This window comes from Pedobacter sp. D749 (genome assembly GCF_019317285.1).
Taxonomy (GTDB): Bacteria; Bacteroidota; Bacteroidia; order Sphingobacteriales; family Sphingobacteriaceae; genus Pedobacter.
On the sequence record NZ_CP079218.1, the window covers coordinates 817,120 to 837,086 of the forward strand.

Below are 19,967 nucleotides of genomic sequence, written 5' to 3' on the forward strand. Positions count from 1 at the left end.
TGTGGTGGAACAGTTTATAAATAAAAATTCAAAAAATGATTTTAGCCCTAATAAAAGCCGATATAACAACAATTAAAGCCGATGCGATTGTTAACGCTGCAAATAGTTCGTTGCTAGGTGGAGGTGGAGTTGATGGTGCCATTCACAGGAAGGGTGGTAAAGCAATTTTACAGGCCTGTGTAGCCATCAGGAATAGACAAGGTAAATGCAAGACCGGAAATGCAGTAATCACTACGGCAGGCAATTTACCTGCAAAATATGTCATCCATACGGTTGGGCCGGTTTGGAACGGAGAAAGTGAACAAAATAATGCTTTGCTTGCAGATTGCTACCGAAACAGTTTAACCTTAGCAGTTGAAAATGATGTTAAAATTATTGCTTTCCCTAATATCAGTACGGGAATTTATCATTTCCCTAAAGATAAAGCAGCAGATATTGCCATTAATGCAGTAAATAATTTTACACAAAAAGAAAAAATAGAAAAGGTAATCTTCGTTTGTTTCGACGATGAAAATTACCAGCGCTATGAAGAAAAACTTAATCGCATTAACTAATGAGGTGAGTTTGTTAACAGAATTATATAATGAAAATAACAGTAAAAAAATATAAAGAACAGATATTAGAATGGCCAAAATCAGGATGCCATATTATGGCCCAATATGATGACGAAACAATAATTGTTTATCAGGCATACCGAAAAGAAATCGGTGAATTTGCAGTCAAAAATCAATTTTTCGGCGGTGAGTTCAGTTTAAACAGAATGACATGGATAAAACCCAATTTTCTATGGATGATGTACAGAAGTGGTTGGGGAACTAAAGCAGGGCAGGAAATTACTTTAGCCATACACCTTAAAGTGTCTGCATTTCGTAATTACCTGGAAAATGCAGTTTATACTTCATTCGATCAAACCGATGAAATTTCTTATGATGAATGGAGAAATTCTTTGGAAAACACTAATATCAGGTTGCAATGGGACCCAGATCACGATCCTTATGGTGCAAAACAGGTAAGAAGGGCTATCCAGATCGGATTAAGGGATAATTTTATCAGATCTTTTGCAAAAGATGATATTTTGTTAATTGAAAATATTAGTCAGTTTGTAGAAGAACAATATGAATTTGTGCAAAACAGACAATTGGAAAATTTAACTATACCTGCAGAAAAACCTTTCGTGTTTAACAATGAAGCACTAAACAAAAAGTTGAAAATCAAAAATGAATACGCTCATGGACACTAAAATAACTAAAGGAATCAGCAAGCTGCTGAGCTATATTTTGAGACATTCGCCAGAAACCATAAAGCTAAAGCTCGATGAAAATGGCTGGGCAGATGTGAATGAACTGATCGCCAAATTCGACCTTTATGATTTAACATTAGATTTTGAACTGCTTCAATACGTTGTTGAAAATAACGACAAAAAGAGATTTGCCTTTAACGAAGATAAAACCAGGATCAGGGCAAGCCAGGGACATTCTATTGCTGTTGAATTAAATTTAAAAGAAACTGAACCTTTGGAATACCTGTATCATGGTACGGTTGAAAAGTTCCTGACAGATATTAAATTGCAAGGGCTGCAAAAAATGAGCAGACAGCATGTGCATTTAAGTGCCGACAAGGAAACGGCGAATAAAGTAGGTGGAAGAAGGGGAAAACCGGTTATCCTTACCATTAATAGTGGAGAGATGCACAAGGCGGGCTATAAATTTTATTTATCAGATAACAATGTGTGGCTTACAGATGTTGTGCCTGCTGAATATATAACGTTTTAACATGAGCAGAACATTAGTAATAGGCGATATACATGGTGGATTAAAAGGTCTGGTCCAGTTATTTGAGCGTGCAAAGGTAACAAAATACGACAAACTGATTTTCCTGGGCGATTATGTGGATGGTTGGAGCGAATCGGCGCAGGTAATCGATTACCTGATGCAGTTAGAAAAAAGTCATCAATGCATCTTTATCAAAGGCAATCACGATGCCTGGTGTATCGACTGGTTGGAAAAAGATATTGTAGATGAGGTTTGGTTTGTTCACGGTGGTAAATTAACCATGGAGAGTTATCAAGACTTATCTGATGTGACCAGAAAGGAACACCTGGATTTCTTTAAACGGATGCACGATTATTATCTAGATGGGCAGAACAACCTCTTTATCCATGCCGGTTTTTCTTCTATGCACGGACCAGAAAAGGAGCGCTATTCTTCCAATTATTCTTGGGATCGCACCCTTTGGGAAATGGCCCTGACCATGGATACCCGAATTAAAAAAGATTCAGCAATTTATCCGAAACGTTTATTGCTCTATCACGAAATCTACATCGGCCATACGCCAACGCTTTATTACAATGTTAATGTACCCATGAAGGGCTGTAATGTTTGGAATATCGATACCGGTGCTGCATTTACTGGAAAATTGACTTGTTTAGATATCGAAACAAAAGTATTTTGGCAGAGCGATACCCTACAAAGCTTATATCCGAACGAAAAAGGAAGAAATAAATAATATTTAAATACATCAAAACCATGAATCCATTATTATTAACAGACGGTTATAAAGTTGACCACCGCAGACAGTACCCAGAAAATACCACATTGGTTTATTCTAACTGGACGCCAAGAAAAAGCAGGCTCGAAAATGTAAACCATGTGGTGCTTTTTGGCTTGCAGTATTTTATCAAAAAATACATTATAGAAGATTTTAATCAAAATTTCTTTAAACAGCCAAAGGAAGAGATTTTAAAGAAATATGCCCGCAGGATCAATAATTACCTGGGCGAAAACCTGGTAGGTACGCAACATATTGCCGATCTACACGATCTGGGTTATATTCCAATGGTATTTAAATCGCTGCCAGAAGGCGCAGAAGTGCCTTTGCGTGTGCCGATGTTTACGATGTATAATACCAAACCCGAATTTTTCTGGCTGACCAATTATTTCGAGACATTACTGTCAGCAGTGGTTTGGTTGCCATGCAATTCTGCTACTATCGCAAAACAGTACCGTACTATTTTGGATCAATATGCAGCAGAAACTTCATCCGTTCCCGAATTTGTAGATTGGCAAGGACACGATTTCTCTATGCGCGGCATGGGTGGAATAGAAGCTGCGGTAACCTCGGCAGCAGGGCATTTATTGAGTTTCACCGGAACTGATACCATCCCGGCTATTGATTTTTTAGAAGAGTATTACAAGGCAGATTCGGATAAAGAGCTAATTGGTGGATCAGTAGCTGCTACTGAACATTCGGTAATGTGTATGGGGACCAATACCGGAGAACTTGAAACTTTTAAAAGACTGATTTTAGAAGTGTATCCGAAAGGAATTGTATCTATCGTTTCCGATACCTGGGATTTATGGAAGGTGCTGACGGAGTATCTACCTGTTTTAAAAGATGATATTATCGCGCGTCCAGGTAAAGTGGTGATCAGGCCCGATTCAGGAGATCCCGTTGATATCATCTGCGGAAACCCCAATGGCAAAAACGAAAATGAGAAAAAGGGCGTAATTGAACTGCTTTGGGATGTTTTTGGTGGAAAAACCAACGATAAAGGGTTTAAAGAACTGGTACCGCAAATTGGTGCTATTTATGGCGATAGCATTACTACAGAGAGGGCTACACAAATCTGTGAACGCTTAAAAGCCAAAGGTTTTGCCTCTACCAATGTTGTTTTTGGCATTGGCTCATTCACCTATCAATATAATACCCGCGATACTTTTGGTTTCGCAATGAAAGCCACCTATGGAGAAGTAGATGGCGAAGGCCGCGAGATATTTAAAGATCCGATTACCGACGATGGTACAAAGAAATCTGCAAAAGGTTTGCTGCAGATTTTTAAAAATGCCAACGGAGATTACGAAATGAAAGACCAATGCACCTGGGAGGAAGAAGCACAGGGCGAATTGAAGGAAGTTTTCAGGGATGGCAAACTGTTAATTGATTATTCTCTTGCCGACATTAGAGAAAGGCTAAAGAATAGTTAACTTCGCCAAGTTTTTAATCGACCGGCCTTTGGCTGGTCGATTAATTTTTTGAAAGATACCATGCAAAACAATTCCACATTTAACCATCAAGCCGATATTGTAAATAGTGCCATCAGATTTATAAACGCCTGGTTTAAACAATCGAAGGCCATTACAGACGAGCTGAATGATTTTTTCATTCTTCCAGGTAATAAAATTATTGGTAAGGATGTTATTATCGGGCGTTTGAAAGGTGTTTTTGGTCGGTCTGATGAATATGTTGGAGGCAGATATGATATTATTGATGTTAATTTTGAATTAATGAATGAGGGTAAAGGCATGGGCTTTGTTGAAGGGGTTGCCGGTTACAGAGATGTTATTCAAAAACAATCGAAAATTGTAAGCGGACCTTTTAAACTGTACTTTGCACTACACAACAGTAGCTGGAAAATTGTAAATATCGAATTTCCAGGGTTTAGTTATTGATTTGTTATCACATAAATTTTTTACCAATATTTAAGACTTAAAGTCGTCACCCTGATCCGATTGCTATCGGATTTATTTCAGGATCCATCTTGCGAGAAAGATGCTGAAATAAATTCAGCATGACGATCGCATAGACTAAGAAACTGAAAAATAAGTCTAGCAGATTAACTCTAATCCATTCTAACTGATAATAAATTAAGGAATATTATCTCCAATTCCATAATTTTTCTATCTTTGGTTTTTAATGAATTTCCTTTATCCGGGCTTTCTTTTTGCACTATTATCGGTTGCCATCCCGGTTATCATTCATTTATTCAATTTCAGGAAATTTAAAAAAGTCTATTTCTCTAACGTTCAGCTTTTAAAAGAAGTAGAGCAACAAAATTCATCGAAAGAAAAGCTTAAAAACCTGCTCATTCTCTTATCGCGGATTTTGGCGATCATCTTTTTGGTGCTGGCATTTGCTCAACCATACATTCCGGCGCACAATCAAAAAAAGACTTCTTTAAAGAATATTGTAAGTATTTATATTGATAATTCTTACAGCATGGAAGCCGTTAATAAAGATGGCAATCTGCTCGACGAAGCCAAACGCAGGGCAAAAGAACAGATTAAAGGTTTCGGTATTAACGATCGTTTTCAGCTTTTAACGAATGATTTCGAAGGGAAACACCAACGCTTGTTAAATGAGGAAGCATTTTTAAAGGCACTGGATGATGTAAAAATCTCGGCTGCCAACCGCAATCTCCAGCAGATCTTAAACAGGCAGAGCAATGTTTTAACCGGAGGCGAAAATAAATACAGCTTTCTAATTTCTGATTTTCAGAAAAATATTTCATCCATAAAAAAACTCGAAACCAAAGCCGATATTCAGTATTCATTTTTGAAATTGAATGCCAATACCTTACCCAATGTTGCAGTAGATAGCGTTTGGACACTTTCTCCAAACCACCAGCCTGGCGCGAATGAGCGTTTGGTGATACAGCTAAAAAATTATTCAGAAGAAGAAGCAAAAAATATCCCGCTAAAATTAAGCATCAACAACCAGCAAAAGGGATTGGGTGCCGTAACCATTCCTGCAGGTAAAACTATTAAGGATACCCTAGATTTCTCAGGACTTAATGCAGGTTGGCAAAAAGGGATTGTGAGCATCAAAGATTTTCCGGTAACTTTTGATGATACACTATCTTTCAGTTTTAAAGTAGATCAAAGTTTTCCGGTTTTAAGCATCAATGGATCTGATGCTGGGAATTATATTAAAGCATTATTCGCAGCCGATGCTTATTATAAACTTACCGAAAACACCGAGAGTAATATAAGCTATAGCAATTTTGCCAATTATGGTTTGATTGTATTGAATGGATTGAAAAACCCTTCAACCGGTTTGGCGCAACAACTTAAAAATTATCTCAATGCGGGTGGCACAGTAGTGCTTTTTCCTAATCTCGATGCCGATATCCAGGGATACAACTCATTTTTAAGTGCATTATCGCTTCCAACAATCCAGTCGCTCAATACCACAGCTACAAAAGTTGATCATATTGATCTGCAAAATCCAATTTTTAAAACTGTTTTCGAAGAAATTCCCAAAAATCTGGATCTTCCCTCAGTTTCCCGTTATTATTCTTTTATAGAGAAAAATACATCCAATAAAGAAGATATTATGTTGCTGCCGGGCAGAAAACCATTTTTCTCTAAATATATTGTAGGTAACGGACAGGTCTATCTATCAGCTTCCGGATTAAATACCAGCGATGGAAATTTATCAAAGCACCCTGTTTTTGTGCCGTTAATTTATCGCTTGGCCCTAAGTGGTGGAAATGAATTGCCCCTATATTATAATATTGGCAATGATAATACACTGGCCAGTAAAAAAATCAGTTTGGGTAAAAACCAGAACTTAAAAATTACAGCCGAGCATTTTGAAGCGATCCCTGAAATCCGTCAGGCAAATGGGAAAACATTGATTTACATTGCCGATCAGATTAAAAATGCGGGCTTTTATAATCTGAAACTTACAGATTCGTTGCTTGCTGTTTATAGTTTTAACAATGGCCGAACCGAATCTGATATGCACTATCTAAGCAAAACAGAACTTGAGCAATTAGCTGGTAAAAGTAATCTGAAAATATTCGATACCGATAAAGATGCCGTTAAATTAATTGCCGGCGACAATAAAATCGGGCAGACTTTATGGAAACTTTGTCTAATTTTGTCGCTGATTTTTATTGCAGCAGAAATTTTACTTATCCGATTTTTTAACAACACAAAAAAAACAATATGAATCTCCTGGTTAAAAATGTAACCATTGCCGATCCGCAAAGTAAATTTAACAATCAACAATGCGATGTCAGGGTAGAAAATGGTAAAATTAAAAACATAGGTAAATTAACTGCCGATAAAAATGAAACCGTTTTCGATGCCCAGGGTGCTTTTTTAACACCAGGGTTTTTCGATTTAAACTGTGTAGCAGGCGATCCGGGTTTCGAAACGAAGGAAGATATTCAAACGCTAACGGCTACCGCAAAAGCAGGTGGTTTTACCGGATTGGCCTTATTGCCACAAACCAGCCCGGTTGTACAGTCAAAATCTCAGGTAGAATATATTATTAACAAGGCCAAAAACAATTTGGTTGATGTTTTGCCTGTTGGCGCCATTAGTCAAAATCGCGAAGCAAAAGAACTTGCTGAATTATTCGATATGCAACAAGCAGGCGCTGTAGCTTTCTCTGATGGAGATAAAGCTTTGCAGGATGATGGTTTTATGAGCCGCGCCTTGCAGTATGCAAAAGGTTTCGATGCGCTGTTAATGGTTTATCCTGAAAATAAATCGATCGCAGGTAAATCGCAGATTAATGAAAGTAAAAATTCTGTGTTGTTGGGGATGAAAGGCTTACCCGCACTGGCCGAAGAAATGCATATCGCACGCGATATCTTCCTGGCTTCTTACAACGAAACCAAAATCCACATCAGCAATATTTCGACTGCAGGAGCTGTGGCTTTGATCCGTAGGGCAAAGAAAGATGGTGTTCAGGTCTCATGCGATGTAACGGCACATCACCTGGTATTTACAGAAGAACTTTTAAGCGATTTTGATAGTAATTATAAGGTTAAGCCACCATTGCGTGGAAAAGCTGATGTAAAAGCATTAATTGCCGGTTTAAAAGACGGAACCATAGATGCCATTACTTCTCAGCACAGGCCAGAGGAAATCGAATTTAAAAATGTAGAGTTCGAAATTGCCCACTACGGCATTATTGCTTTACAAACCGTATTGCCTCTGTTATTAAAAGCCGGACTGGATGTCGCTCTAATTGCAGAGAAATTGGCCATTAATCCGCGTAAATTATTAAATTTAGCTGTTCCGGTAATAGAAGAAGGATCAGAAGCCAACTTTACAGTTTTTAATATAGCCGAAAAATGGTTGTATAATTCCGCCAGCAACCACTCAAAATCGGCAAATAGTCCGTTATTGGGGACCGAGCTTATCGGAAAGGTAACTTTGGTTTATAATAATAATCAGTACTGGGAGAATTAAGGTTGAAGGTTAGAAGGTTGAGGGCATAAGGTTCTTAACCATGTCTCAAAAGATAGTAGTTCAAAAAAAATATTGATAAATTAACAGGTTATAAGAACTAAAAGACAAAAGCAAAAATTACAATTTTGTTGTTCAGGTCATACAATCTTATTATCCTAAAATTCTAAAAATCTTAATCATGGATAACAGAGTAAAAAAAGCACTAAGTGCAGCCATTAATAAGTATGCTGAGGTTTCAGCTACCAATGTAGAAGGTTTTGAAACGGAATTACTGGCTGCTTTTGAGCTGGATGTTAACTTTTTAGATAAAGCTACGGCTTTCGATGTGGTTTTCGATTCTCACCCTAAATTTGAAGAATTACGCGAAGTATTTTTTGATTTATTGATGGTGAATTTCTTCAGCAGTGATGTACAGAAACTGGAAGACGATTACTTAGAAAGTGAAGAATGGGCAAACATTGAAGAGGAAACCATTGATAGAGGAACTGAACTGTTAAACTTGTTGCTTTATATTAAAGAATGTAAAGATGAAGACCTGGATCCTGAATTGGGCGATTTCTTAAAAGAATTTTTGTTGGTAGAGGACGATGAGTTTCAGGATGAATTTGAAATTTATGAAGAACTGATCAGCAACCAGCAACTGGCAGAAAGTAGTGTAGAGGAGATCTGTAAAACAGCCACTAATTTAAATATCAGCGAGGAAATGCAGGAATTATTTGTGCCATTTATGGCTTTTTTCCTTGATGTTGAAGGAAGTGCAGAAACCACGAAAGAAATAATTCAATTTAGCAGTAACAAATCGTTTGATTCTGCTACTTATATATTAATTACAACAATTAATAATTAAATTAATTTATCATGGAACAACAATTACTCCAAGAAGAAAAAACACCAAAGGTTTATGAAGAAATTATTAAGCATGGTCTGATTTTAGGTATCGCGATGTTTATCTTAGGAATTGCTTTGCTTTTTCTAATTCAGGGCGCAGATTCATTTATGACGATGGTTATTGTTTATCCATTAATACTGCTGGTCGTTTTCCCAATTGTGGTTTCGGTTTTCTTATGCCGTAATCTCCGTAAAAGTATTGGAGGTTATTGGACCTTTAAACAGGCTTTAAAATCAATCTTTATTGTGTTTTTTGTAGGATGGCTAGTCTCATTTGGCTTAAATTTAGTTTATACCAAGGTAATAGACACCACATCAACTGAAAAAATGCAGAATCACATTAAAGAAAAAACACTTGCATTTATGAAAAATCAAAATGTGGATGATGATAAACTGAACGAAGAAAGTGCAAAAATGGATGAACAGTTTGCCAAGCAGAACGAATTTACGGCTAAATCTGTATTTAAAAACATTACTATCGGGATTTCGATCATTTTTGTATTTGCTTTAATTTTTGCTGCAATCTTTAAAAGAGAAAGACCGATTAGATTGGAAGATTTTCCAACTCAGGCTTAATTTCTTTTATAAAATTTTGAACGTGCAGGTTTTATCATTTAATTTGATGAAATTTGCACGTTTTAATTTAACAAACCTCGCAGGTTTCTAAAACCTGCGAGGTTTATGCTTAAAAAATGGATATATCAGTTGTAGTACCCTTATTTAATGAAGATGAATCTTTGCCGGAATTAACGGCCTGGATTGATAAAGTGATGATTGATAATAATTTCAGCTATGAGGTTATTTTGGTTGATGATGGTAGTACCGATAGATCCTGGGAGGTAATTGAAGAATTAAGATCTCAAAATCCTGCCATAAAAGGCATTAAGTTTAGAAGAAATTACGGTAAATCTGCAGCATTGAACGTTGGATTCGAAGCCACGCAAGGCAATGTTGTAATTACAATGGATGCCGATTTACAGGATAGTCCGGATGAAATCCCTGAATTATACCGTCGCATAAAAGAAGAAAAGCTTGATATCATTTCAGGCTGGAAGAAAAAACGTTACGATCCGATTACCAAAACAATCCCGACCAAACTCTTCAACGCAGCTACCCGCAAAATGAGCGGTATAGAACTGAATGATTTTAACTGTGGCTTAAAAGCTTACCGGAGCGATGTAATCAAAACCATTGAAGTTTACGGCGAGATGCACCGGTATATTCCGGTAATTGCTAAATGGGCCGGATTTAGTAAAATAGCCGAGCAGGTGGTAGAACACCGTGCACGTAAATATGGTACAACAAAATTTGGTTTCAGCAGGTTTATCAACGGCTTTTTAGATTTACTTTCTATTTTCTTTGTGGGTAAATTCGGCAAACGTCCAATGCACTTTTTTGGTTCGCTGGGCGTATTGAGTTTCTTTATCGGTATCATTATGGCTTTATACATTTTATTCGAAAAGAAATATTTGATATGGCAGGGCCTGGCTTATCGTGATGTAACCGATCAGCCTTTGTTTTACTTATCGCTGGTTGCCATTGTGGTCGGTTCGCAGATGTTCCTGGCAGGCTTTATTGCAGAGTTATTATCGCGTAACGCACCAGAAAGAAACCAATACCTAATAGAAAAAGAACTTAAGTAAATGTAAAATGTAAGATGTAAAATGGAATTGCCATCATACATCTTACATCTTCCCTTTTCCATTTTAAACATGTTTTTCTCCATCATAATCCCCCTTTACAATCGTCCACAGGAAATTGACGAATTGTTAAACACCTTAACCAAACAGACTTATTTACAGTTTGAAGTGTTGGTTATTGAAGATGGTTCGAAAAACGATGCAAAGGCAATTGTGGCTTCTTATGCAGATAAACTGGATATTAAATATTACTTTAAAGAAAATGCCGGACAGGGCTTTGCCCGTAATTTCGGCTTCGAAAGGGCTACAGGCGATTACTTTGTGATTTTCGATTCAGATTGTTTAATCCCTGCAAATTATCTTGAAACGGTTAAAAACTATTTGTACGAGCATCATTTAGATGCCTATGGAGGTCCGGATGCGGCACACGATAGTTTCACACCTGTGCAAAAAGCAATCAGTTATGCTATGACCTCGCCTTTCACCACTGGTGGAATCCGCGGCAACAAACAACATGTTGGGCAATTTCATCCACGCAGCTTTAACATGGGCGTTTCACGTCAGGCCTGGGAGAAAGTTGGGGGCTTTATCCTTACCCGATTGGGTGAAGATATTGAGTATAGCATCCGTATTCATGAAAATGGTTTTAAAATTGGGTTGATCCCAGATGCAAAGGTTTACCATAAAAGAAGAACAAGTTTCGGGCAATTTTACAAACAACTGCATTTCTTTGGCAGGGCCAGAATTAATATTTATAAACACTTTCCAAAAGAGTTGAAACTGATTCATTTTTTTCCGGCAGTAGCAACCGTTGGTATGATAACAACATTGCTATTGAACATCTTTTATCCGCCTTTGGCGTATATTTTCGATTTTCTGGTAGTATTGTACTTTTTGTTAATATTTTTTCACTCCTGGTCAGTAAATAAATCTTTAAAAGTTGCATTTTTGAGCATTATATCTTCATTCATCCAATTAACCGCTTATGGTTTAGGATTTATACAGGATTTATTTAAACGTGTGGTATTCAAACAACAATGATCAATTATTTAAAAGAAAGTACGTTTGCCGTTAACGATGTAATGCAAAAAGCATGGGGCATTACTAAGAAACATTATCTATCGATTGCTACATTATGTTTTTTAATGTTTATTACCGCTAGTGCATCAAGTTTGATGGCTTTTTTTATTAAGGATGTAAGCAAAGCTTTAAGCATTATCATGGTGATTATTTTCGTTTTGCTCTATTTTACCATTAATCTTTCACTGTTTAAGTATATTTTTCATTTAATGGATGATGAAGAAAACGATGTGAAAATTGTGGATACCCTCCCAACCAGGCAGCAGATCATCAGGTTTTTGGTTGCTACGCTATATTTCGTAGGCTGCATTTTGGGTGTTTACCTGGTAGTGATCTTAGTTGCCTTTCCTTTTATTTATACTGGAATTAATGTGTCAATTGTTAAAAATGTAGCCATTTCAGTAGGCATTATTGCCATTTTTATTACCTGGTTAAGAATTTCATTCTTTCCGTTTTTTATCATAGATAAAGGAGCAACGCCTTTCGATTCGATTAAATTAAGTTTGGCTACTACTAAAGGGAATTTTACTAAGATTTTATTGTTATTGGTTGTTTTAGGAGGCGGATATCTTATTTATCTGTTGTTAAACTACCTACAATGGCCGTTAATCGCTTTCATTGTAAATATTTTAAGTTCATTTATCATTGTTCCGCTTTCTAGTGTAGCTTTAACCGTTGCATATCGTAAAATTTCGAGCGAGTATAAAGGCGACGAACATCCGGATATTTTACATAATATCGTTTAACCCCCAGTCCCTGAAGGGGAGTTAAAAATCAGATTAAAATGATGGAAAAAGAAAAGAACGGTAGAAAGGAAAAGTCCCCTTCAGGGGGTTGGGGACTTAAGGCAGCATTAAGTAAACCCTTTGCGGCATTTGCAGTTTGGCAGATCAACAAATGGAAAAATAATGCGGTTAATGCCCAAAATAAGATTCTGAAAAATCTTATTGACGAAGCCAGACGTACAGCGTTCGGGAAAGACCATCATTTCTCCGAAATTAAAACCTATGCTGATTTTAAAAAATATGTTCCTGTTCAGGATTACGAAGGTTTAAAACCTTATATAGATCGTGTTGTAGCAGGAGAAGCAGATGTAATTTGGAAAGGTAAACCGGTTTATTTTGCCAAAACCTCAGGCACCACTTCAGGTGTAAAGTATATTCCACTTTCTAAAGAATCGATGCCAGAGCACATCAAAGCTGCCCGTAATGCCATTTTAACTTACATTAATGAAACGGGCAAGGCTGATTTTGTAAATGGAAAAATGATTTTTCTTCAGGGGAGTCCGGTTTTAAATGTGAAAAATGGGATCAATGTTGGACGTTTATCTGGAATTGTGGCCCATCATGTACCAGCCTATCTGCAAAAGAACCGTTTGCCTTCTTACGAAACCAATATTATAGAAGATTGGGAACAGAAAGTGGATGCCATTGTGGAGGAAACCATTAATGAGGACATGACTTTGATATCGGGCATTCCACCATGGGTTCAGATGTATTTTGATAAATTGTCTGAGAAATCCGGAGGAAAGAAAATTGCTGAAATATTCAGGAATTTTAGCCTGTTTATCTATGGAGGGGTAAATTTCGAACCTTATCGCGCAAAGATTGAACAGAGCATCGGAAAAAAAATTGATGCCATTGAAACCTATCCAGCTTCAGAAGGATTTATTGCCTATCAGGATTCGCAAAAAGATAAAGGATTATTGTTACTGGCCGATGCAGGGATTTTTTACGAATTTGTTCCTGCTGATGAATATTACAATGATCATCCAACACGGTTATCACTTGGCGAGGTTGAGCTGGATACGAATTATGCGCTGATTTTAAATACCAATGCAGGTTTATGGGGTTATAGTATTGGCGATACCGTGAAATTTGTGTCGAAAAACCCTTATAAAATTGTAGTTACCGGGCGGATTAAACATTTTATTTCTGCCTTCGGTGAGCATGTAATAGGAGAAGAGGTAGAACAGGCCATTTTAAGTGTGGCCAATGCAGAACAGGTAGAAATTACAGAATTTACAGTGGCACCGCAGGTTAATCCGAAAACTGGTCAATTGCCTTATCATGAGTGGTTTGTGGAATTTTCATCTGCACCAAAAGATATGGCTGCTTTTAGCAAAAAGGTTGATGAAGCTTTACAAAAGAAAAATATTTATTACTTTGACCTGATCGAAGGAAACATCCTTCAGCCATTGATTATACGTACTTTGCAAAAAGATGCTTTTGTAAACTATATGAAAAGTGAAGGAAAGTTAGGTGGGCAGAATAAAGTACCGCGTTTGAGTAATGATCGGAAACTGGCGGATGCTTTAGTGGTATATATTGTTTGATTGCTACATTGTTGAATTGTTAGTACTGGCGCCTTAACCGTGGCGGTAGAATATTGTTGGATTGTTTAGCATTGTGCAGATGAAAATTGCTAAATTGTTGTTAATGATTAACGTTCAACGATATGGAAAAGAATTATTGACAGTTAAATCAGATAACTGCTTATACAAAATCGTTTCATCTTAGCAATTTTGTATGGGATTTGGTATCTGGTTGGGATAGCTTTGCAAAGTATACCATCGGGCAACAGTTTGTTGATGCTGTTGATTCTATTTCAGCTAATATTGCTGAAGGCTTTGGTCGTTATCATAAGAAAGATAAGATCAAGTTTTATTATTATAGCTTTGGTTCTGTTAAGGAATGTTTAGACTGGAACGAAAAAGCAAGAGTTCGAAAGTTGGTAAATGAGGAAACGTATTCAAAGATTTTTGCAACTTTGGAAACTTTGCCGAAAGAAAATTCATCAACTGATAAAATTTACAAACGAAAAATTGAAAATTTAATCGAATGCAATTAAAACAATTAAATTTTTAATACGAGAGAAAGAAAACAATTGAACAATATAACAATACAGCAATCTGTAAAAAGAATAACCATATTAGGTTCTACAGGGAGCATAGGTACACAAGCACTTGAAGTTGTTAAGGATCATCCTACAGTTTTTAAAGTTGCCGTATTATCTGCACTGAAGAATGCAGCTTTACTGATTCAACAAGCAAAGGAATTTAAACCGGCAATTGTTGTAATATGTGATGAAAGCAAATACAGCGAAGTTAAGGATGCTTTGTTTGGCCTTGATGTTAAAGTTTTGGCTGGCGAAGCGGCTTTATCAGAAGTTGCCGCTTACGCTGATAGCGATGTAGTGCTTACTGCATTAATGGGATCGGTTGGTTTAAAACCAACCATTGCTGCCATAAAAGCAGGGAAAAACATTGCTTTGGCTAACAAAGAAACTTTAGTGGTTGCCGGCGAACTGATTACACAATTGGCAACTGAACACCGGGTTAAAATTTTACCGGTTGATTCTGAGCATTCGGCCATATTCCAGTGTTTAGTGGGTGAGGAGCAAAATGAGATTGAGAAAATTTATTTAACGGCATCCGGCGGACCATTTTTGGGCAAAACAAAAGACTTTTTAGCGACCGTAAAAAAGGAGCAGGCTTTAAAACATCCCAATTGGGTGATGGGGGCAAAAATCACGATCGATTCTGCATCTCTAATGAATAAGGGTTTAGAGGTAATTGAGGCAAAATGGTTGTTTAACCTCGATGTAGATCAGATTGATGTCATCGTTCATCCTCAATCTATCATCCATTCCATCGTTCAGTTTACTGATGGCTCTATGAAGGCACAGATGGGCGTTCCCGATATGAAACTGCCTATTCAGTATGCTTTAAATTATCCCGATAGGCTAAAAAACAATTTTAAGCGTTTTAACTTCTTAGATTATCCAAGTTTTAGCTTTCAGAAAGCCGATATGGAAACATTCAGAAATTTAGACCTGGCATTTGCTGCTTTACGAAAAGGAGGGAATATGCCTTGTATTTTGAATGCCGCGAATGAAATTGTTGTAGAAGCGTTTTTGACGGATAAAATTGGTTTTCTGCAAATGAGCGAGGTTATTGAAAGATGTATGGAAGAAATCAGTTATGTTGAAAAACCGCAATTGAGTGATTATTTAGAAACTGACAAACATAGCCGTATCTTAGCCGGCGAATTAGTAACAAAAAGTATAGTTTAACATCTAACATAAAATTTTATAAGAAAATATGAATGGATTGATTATGGCGGGGCAGCTGCTGCTCGGATTGTCTTTATTGGTAATATTACACGAATTAGGGCATTTCCTGGCAGCCAGAGCATTTGGTATTAAAGTAGAAAAGTTTTATTTATTTTTTGATGCATGGGGTTTCAAACTTTTTAGTTTCAAAAAGGGTGATGTTGAATATGGAGTGGGATGGTTGCCACTTGGGGGTTATGTAAAAATTGCCGGAATGATTGATGAGAGTATGGACACTGAGCAAATGGCCCAGCCAGCTCAACCCTGGGAATTCCGTTCTAAACCAGCCTGGCAACGTTTAATTGTAATGCTTGGCGGTATTATTGTAAATGTAATTGTAGGTATTTTTATCTTTTGGATGTTAACTTTCAACATCGGGCAGAACTATACGGTTAACAGTAAACTAAATGATGGTATTTCTGTAGGTGCGATCGGTAAAGAAATTGGTTTGAAAAACGGAGATAAAATTTTGGCCATCAATGGGAACAAATTAATCCGTTTTGAAGATGCGATATCAAGCAAAGTATTGTTTGATGGTGCACAATTAACCATTTTAAGGGATAATAAAGCTCTTTATATTTCTGTTCCGGATACTATTTTAAACAAAATATCGAAAAACGATAAAGAGAATTTTATCTCGCCACGGTATATCATGGAGCGTGTTGATAAGGTAAGCGCACCTGATGAAAAAGCAGATAAACCATCATTTTTTGATAAGCTATTTGGCAGAAAGTTTGAGAAACCAGTATATCCTGCTTATGCTGCCGGCATTAAACCGGGCGATAGTATTTTATCGGTTAATGGCAAACAGATCACTTTTTTCGATCAGTTTAAAGAAGAGGTGTCTACAAATAAGCTAAAACCCATTACCATTAAAGCATTGCGCAAGGGAAAAGAAGTAACATTCGATCTTAAAGTAAGTAAAGACGGAACAATTGGAATTGGTCCTAACCTGAAAATGCCTGAAACTGCACATGTAGATTTTGGCTTTATCGAGTCGTTACCAGTTGGTGCGAACATGGCATGGAGCACTTTTGTAGATAATGCGAAGGGCATTGGTAAAATGATCACGGGAAAGTTAAGTGCACGTAACATCAGCAGTCCGATTGGAATTGCGAAGGTGTATGGAAGTACTTTCGACTGGGTTAAATTCTGGACTTTAACAGGATTAATTTCGATGGCATTGGCATTTATGAATTTATTGCCTATTCCAGGCTTAGATGGAGGCCATGTCGTGTTTCTTTTGATCGAAATGGTGCAACGTAAGCCGGTAAGCGAAAAAGTACTGGAAAAGGCGCAGATTGTGGGTTTTGTAATCCTGATCTGTTTAATGGTGTTTGCTTTTGGTAATGATATTTTAAAATCCTTCGGTAAGTAAAACCAAATTTATATCATTGCCGCAGATGCGCAGATTTGACCAGTCGATCTGAACATCTGCGGCTTTTTAATTTAATACATAGTATGAGCGAAGCAAAACCAGATACTAATTATTTCGATTTTTACGAGTTACCGATCCAGTTTAATCCGGACCAAAGTGCGGTAAAAACAAAGTTTTATGCTTTAAGCAAACAGTTTCACCCCGATTTTTATGCCAATGAAAGCGAAGTGAAGCAGCAGGAAGTGCTAAACCTGTCAACATTGAACAATAAGGCTTACCAAACGCTGAGCAATGCTAAAAAACGCTTAAAATACGTGCTCGAGTTGAAAGGGATAGTAGAAACAGACGAGGGTTATCAACTGCCGCAATCTTTTCTAATGGAAATGATGGATGTAAATGAGGCTTTAATGGATCTGGAGTTTGAACCGGATGCCGAAAAGCTAGCACAGGTAAAAGGAGATGTTGATGCCATAGAAAAAGGCTTGGCTAACGAATTGAATGATTTGATAGCTCGTTTTGATAGCAATCCAACAGCATCCGATGCACTACTGCCTTCGATTAAGGATAATTTTTACCGACAGAAATATATTGATAGGATTAGAGAGCGATTGGTGAAACAGAAGTAGATGGAAGATGGGGAATGGAAAATGGATGAGGGCATTAGGCCGAAGTCGGACGGCGGAAAGTCCGAAGATAATGATGTCAAAGAAATAGTCTCCTAAATATGTTCGTTACTCTTTAACTCATGACCCTTTGCAATTAAATGGTATATGATGAGTGAGTCAGAAGTCCGATATCGGAAGTCCGAAGATATGTTGCAAATGAATAGTCTCCTAACTCTGCGTTCTCTGTGCCTTCACTCTGTGCGCTTTGTGGTTAAATGATAGGAGCGTCTTCAGCGTTAAACACCCGATTGTAAAATCATTTTTTAGTTTTTGCCAGGCAAAAGCTTTGTTTTACTTTCGGAACAAACAATCAGATTTATGAATAGCTCCCTTTCTATTTTTCGTAAAGTAGCCGTAGCAGAAGGCATATCCTACCTGCTTTTGTTATTTGTGGCCATGCCCTTAAAGTATTTTGCAGGCCTTCCTCTGTATGTAAAATATACTGGCTGGGCCCACGGATTATTATTTGTACTATACGCAGCTACCTTAGTTTTGGCCTGGCAAGAGCAAAAATGGAAGTTTGGTAAAGCAATTCTCATCTTTTTGGCATCACTTTTACCATTTATGCCCTTTGTGGTAGATCGCAAATTAAAAGACGAAAGACCAAAATAATTGCTTTTCAGTAAGTTAAATTTAATTGAAAATAATTTTGTGAATTAAGGTTTCATTATCTACATTTGCAACCCCGTCCAACAAGAATGCCCGGATGGCGGAATTGGTAGACGCGCTGGTCTCAAACACCTGTGGGAAACCGTGCCGGTTCGACTCCGGCTCCGGGTACACTTTTTAAACCCTAACAATCTGATTGTTAGGGTTTTGTGTTTTTAAAGGTTTTATTTAAATTTTAACCTTGTAACTTGTATGCGCTTAACTTAAATGCCAGACATATGAAAGATCTCGGACACGGCTTCACGCTTGTAGACAGAAGCATTTATCTGTATGATTCGGAAAAATTTACCAGCCTAAAAAAGACAATCGATTACGATTCGTTTGAGATGGTCGAAGCTTTTGAGGACAAGACTTTTTATTTCAGGGATCAAAATAGGGTGTATGTTACCAGCTATATGTGCAACGCTTCTGTTATTGAGGGAGCAAAGCCTGAAACATTTAAAGTTATAAATGCCGCAGATGGCATTGGTTATGACGGGAACAATTATTATTGGTACGACCGGTGCCTGCCATATGATTACAGCAAGGCGGAAAAATATAATGAGTATTATCTTCGGGCAGGTAATAAAGTTTATTTTCTTACAGATATTGTGGAAGGAGCTGATACAAAGACCTTCAGCATTATCTGGCAAAATGTTGCCCGGGACAGGGAAAGCCTGTTTTTTAGGGGCAGGAATGTACCTGGCGTAGATGTTGACACTTTTAAGAAAGTGCCTGGCTGCTTTGATGCTGATCATCTTGACCAAAGCCACACTTATTATGCAGCCGACCGGAACAATGTTTATTTTGTGAATACCATAGGCAAAGCCCTGAAGAGGCTGACCGGTGTAAAGCCTTCGGACTTTTCGGTAAAGATTGTCGATAACAGGCTTTACGGGATAAGCGGTAAGGATATTTACTTTTTTGGCATTAAAAAGAAAGGCTTAGTGCTAGAATAAGGATGTTTAGGATGAGCATTATCAAAAATGGTTATCTCAGATTATTAGTTTGATATGAAACTGGCAAGGCGCTAACAATATACCAGCGCCTTTTAAATATTAGTATTTATCCTATTTTATAGCATTCGATCTTTTTCATCAATGGCCAGATCATTGATGCTTGCGAACCGTTTCTCCATTAGCCCGTATTTATCAAATTCCCAAAGCTCATTACCAAAGCTGCGGAACCATTGCCCTTGATGGTTATGCCATTCATATTCAAAGCGAACTGCTATACGGTTATCAGTAAATGCCCAAAGTTCTTTTTTAAGCTTGTAGTCAAGTTCATTCTCCCATTTGTTTGCTAAAAATACTTTGACTTCTTCACGGCCGGAGATAAATTCCGACCGATTGCGCCATTCTGTATTAAGGGTATAGGCCATGCATACTACTTCAGGATTGCGGCTATTCCATGCGTGCTCTGCAAGCATAACTTTCTTCACCGCGGAATCGTAGTTAAACGGTGGTACTGGGTTTTTAATTTCCATCAATCATTTGATTTATTTGTATTTGAAAAATTCCGGCTTATGCGCGGCTTGCTTTGATCATTGTATTTTCGATATCTTAAGACG

General features: G+C 37.4%; 21 protein-coding genes and 1 tRNA gene. 21 read left to right on the forward strand and 1 reads right to left on the reverse strand.

The genetic code is table 11. The annotated features are described in order from the left end of the window. The first annotated feature begins 35 nt into the window (after positions 1-35). From KYH19_RS03425 to KYH19_RS03525, 21 genes are all read left to right on the forward strand, one after another. Positions 36-554 carry an O-acetyl-ADP-ribose deacetylase gene (locus KYH19_RS03425; protein WP_219077557.1) on the forward strand — a complete coding sequence of 173 codons (519 nt, stop codon included), beginning with the start codon at positions 36-38 and terminating at the stop codon, positions 552-554. A 29-nt stretch (positions 555-583) separates the two neighbouring features. After that, entirely contained in the window at positions 584-1,240 is a 657-nt protein-coding gene (locus tag KYH19_RS03430; RefSeq protein WP_219077558.1) for a DUF4291 domain-containing protein, read from the forward strand. Further along, positions 1,230-1,772, forward strand: coding sequence for an RNA 2'-phosphotransferase (locus KYH19_RS03435; protein WP_219077559.1), 543 nt, complete (start codon positions 1,230-1,232; stop codon positions 1,770-1,772). The genes KYH19_RS03430 and KYH19_RS03435 overlap by 11 nt, the downstream gene beginning before the upstream one ends. Before the next feature lies 1 nt (position 1,773). After that, positions 1,774-2,505 (forward strand): metallophosphoesterase family protein, encoded by a 732-nt coding sequence (locus KYH19_RS03440; RefSeq protein WP_219077560.1) that lies wholly within the window; start codon positions 1,774-1,776, stop codon positions 2,503-2,505. 20 nt (positions 2,506-2,525) lie between these two features. Continuing rightward, positions 2,526-3,983 (forward strand): nicotinate phosphoribosyltransferase, encoded by a 1,458-nt coding sequence (locus tag KYH19_RS03445; RefSeq protein ID WP_219077561.1) that lies wholly within the window; start codon positions 2,526-2,528, stop codon positions 3,981-3,983. Positions 3,984-4,043: 60 nt separating this feature from the next. Then, positions 4,044-4,448, forward strand: coding sequence for a hypothetical protein (locus tag KYH19_RS03450; protein ID WP_219077562.1), 405 nt, complete (start codon positions 4,044-4,046; stop codon positions 4,446-4,448). Between the two features lie 244 nt (positions 4,449-4,692). Next, the gene (locus KYH19_RS03455) at positions 4,693-6,732 is read left to right on the forward strand and encodes a BatA domain-containing protein (RefSeq protein WP_219077563.1); all 2,040 of its coding nucleotides are present in this window, start codon (positions 4,693-4,695) and stop codon (positions 6,730-6,732) included. Further along, positions 6,729-7,985: a dihydroorotase gene (locus KYH19_RS03460; protein WP_219077564.1), complete on the forward strand. Its 1,257-nt coding sequence runs from the start codon at positions 6,729-6,731 to the stop codon at positions 7,983-7,985. The genes KYH19_RS03455 and KYH19_RS03460 overlap by 4 nt, the downstream gene beginning before the upstream one ends. A gap of 178 nt (positions 7,986-8,163) precedes the next feature. Then, positions 8,164-8,832: a hypothetical protein gene (locus tag KYH19_RS03465; RefSeq protein ID WP_219077565.1), complete on the forward strand. Its 669-nt coding sequence runs from the start codon at positions 8,164-8,166 to the stop codon at positions 8,830-8,832. 11 nt (positions 8,833-8,843) lie between these two features. Further along, positions 8,844-9,449, forward strand: coding sequence for a DUF4199 domain-containing protein (locus KYH19_RS03470; protein WP_132394838.1), 606 nt, complete (start codon positions 8,844-8,846; stop codon positions 9,447-9,449). 116 nt (positions 9,450-9,565) lie between these two features. Beyond that, positions 9,566-10,516 (forward strand): glycosyltransferase family 2 protein, encoded by a 951-nt coding sequence (locus KYH19_RS03475; protein ID WP_132394837.1) that lies wholly within the window; start codon positions 9,566-9,568, stop codon positions 10,514-10,516. Between the two features lie 69 nt (positions 10,517-10,585). Beyond that, the gene (locus KYH19_RS03480) at positions 10,586-11,554 is read left to right on the forward strand and encodes a glycosyltransferase family 2 protein (RefSeq protein WP_219077566.1); all 969 of its coding nucleotides are present in this window, start codon (positions 10,586-10,588) and stop codon (positions 11,552-11,554) included. After that, entirely contained in the window at positions 11,551-12,339 is a 789-nt protein-coding gene (locus KYH19_RS03485; protein ID WP_219077567.1) for a hypothetical protein, read from the forward strand. The genes KYH19_RS03480 and KYH19_RS03485 overlap by 4 nt, the downstream gene beginning before the upstream one ends. Before the next feature lie 38 nt (positions 12,340-12,377). Next, positions 12,378-13,928 carry a GH3 auxin-responsive promoter family protein gene (locus KYH19_RS03490; protein ID WP_255562538.1) on the forward strand — a complete coding sequence of 517 codons (1,551 nt, stop codon included), beginning with the start codon at positions 12,378-12,380 and terminating at the stop codon, positions 13,926-13,928. A 152-nt stretch (positions 13,929-14,080) separates the two neighbouring features. Next, positions 14,081-14,443 carry a four helix bundle protein gene (locus tag KYH19_RS03495; RefSeq protein ID WP_219078864.1) on the forward strand — a complete coding sequence of 121 codons (363 nt, stop codon included), beginning with the start codon at positions 14,081-14,083 and terminating at the stop codon, positions 14,441-14,443. A 36-nt stretch (positions 14,444-14,479) separates the two neighbouring features. After that, positions 14,480-15,667, forward strand: a complete 1,188-nt coding sequence (locus tag KYH19_RS03500) for a 1-deoxy-D-xylulose-5-phosphate reductoisomerase (protein WP_255562539.1) — start codon at positions 14,480-14,482, stop codon at positions 15,665-15,667. 28 nt (positions 15,668-15,695) lie between these two features. Beyond that, positions 15,696-17,084, forward strand: a complete 1,389-nt coding sequence (locus KYH19_RS03505; protein WP_219077568.1) for a site-2 protease family protein — start codon at positions 15,696-15,698, stop codon at positions 17,082-17,084. A gap of 83 nt (positions 17,085-17,167) precedes the next feature. Continuing rightward, on the forward strand, positions 17,168-17,710 hold the full coding sequence (hscB, locus tag KYH19_RS03510) for a Fe-S protein assembly co-chaperone HscB (protein WP_219077569.1): 543 nt from the start codon (positions 17,168-17,170) through the stop codon (positions 17,708-17,710). Positions 17,711-18,067: 357 nt separating this feature from the next. Further along, positions 18,068-18,361, forward strand: coding sequence for a DUF3817 domain-containing protein (locus tag KYH19_RS03515; protein WP_219077570.1), 294 nt, complete (start codon positions 18,068-18,070; stop codon positions 18,359-18,361). An 88-nt stretch (positions 18,362-18,449) separates the two neighbouring features. After that, positions 18,450-18,529, forward strand: a tRNA-Leu gene (locus KYH19_RS03520). A 107-nt stretch (positions 18,530-18,636) separates the two neighbouring features. Continuing rightward, entirely contained in the window at positions 18,637-19,356 is a 720-nt protein-coding gene (locus KYH19_RS03525) for a DKNYY domain-containing protein (RefSeq protein ID WP_219077571.1), read from the forward strand. A gap of 116 nt (positions 19,357-19,472) precedes the next feature. On the opposite strand, the gene KYH19_RS03530 is transcribed toward KYH19_RS03525, so the two are convergent. After that, positions 19,473-19,883: a nuclear transport factor 2 family protein gene (locus KYH19_RS03530; protein WP_219077572.1), complete on the reverse strand. Its 411-nt coding sequence runs from the start codon at positions 19,881-19,883 to the stop codon at positions 19,473-19,475. Between the last annotated feature and the right edge of the window lie 84 nt (positions 19,884-19,967).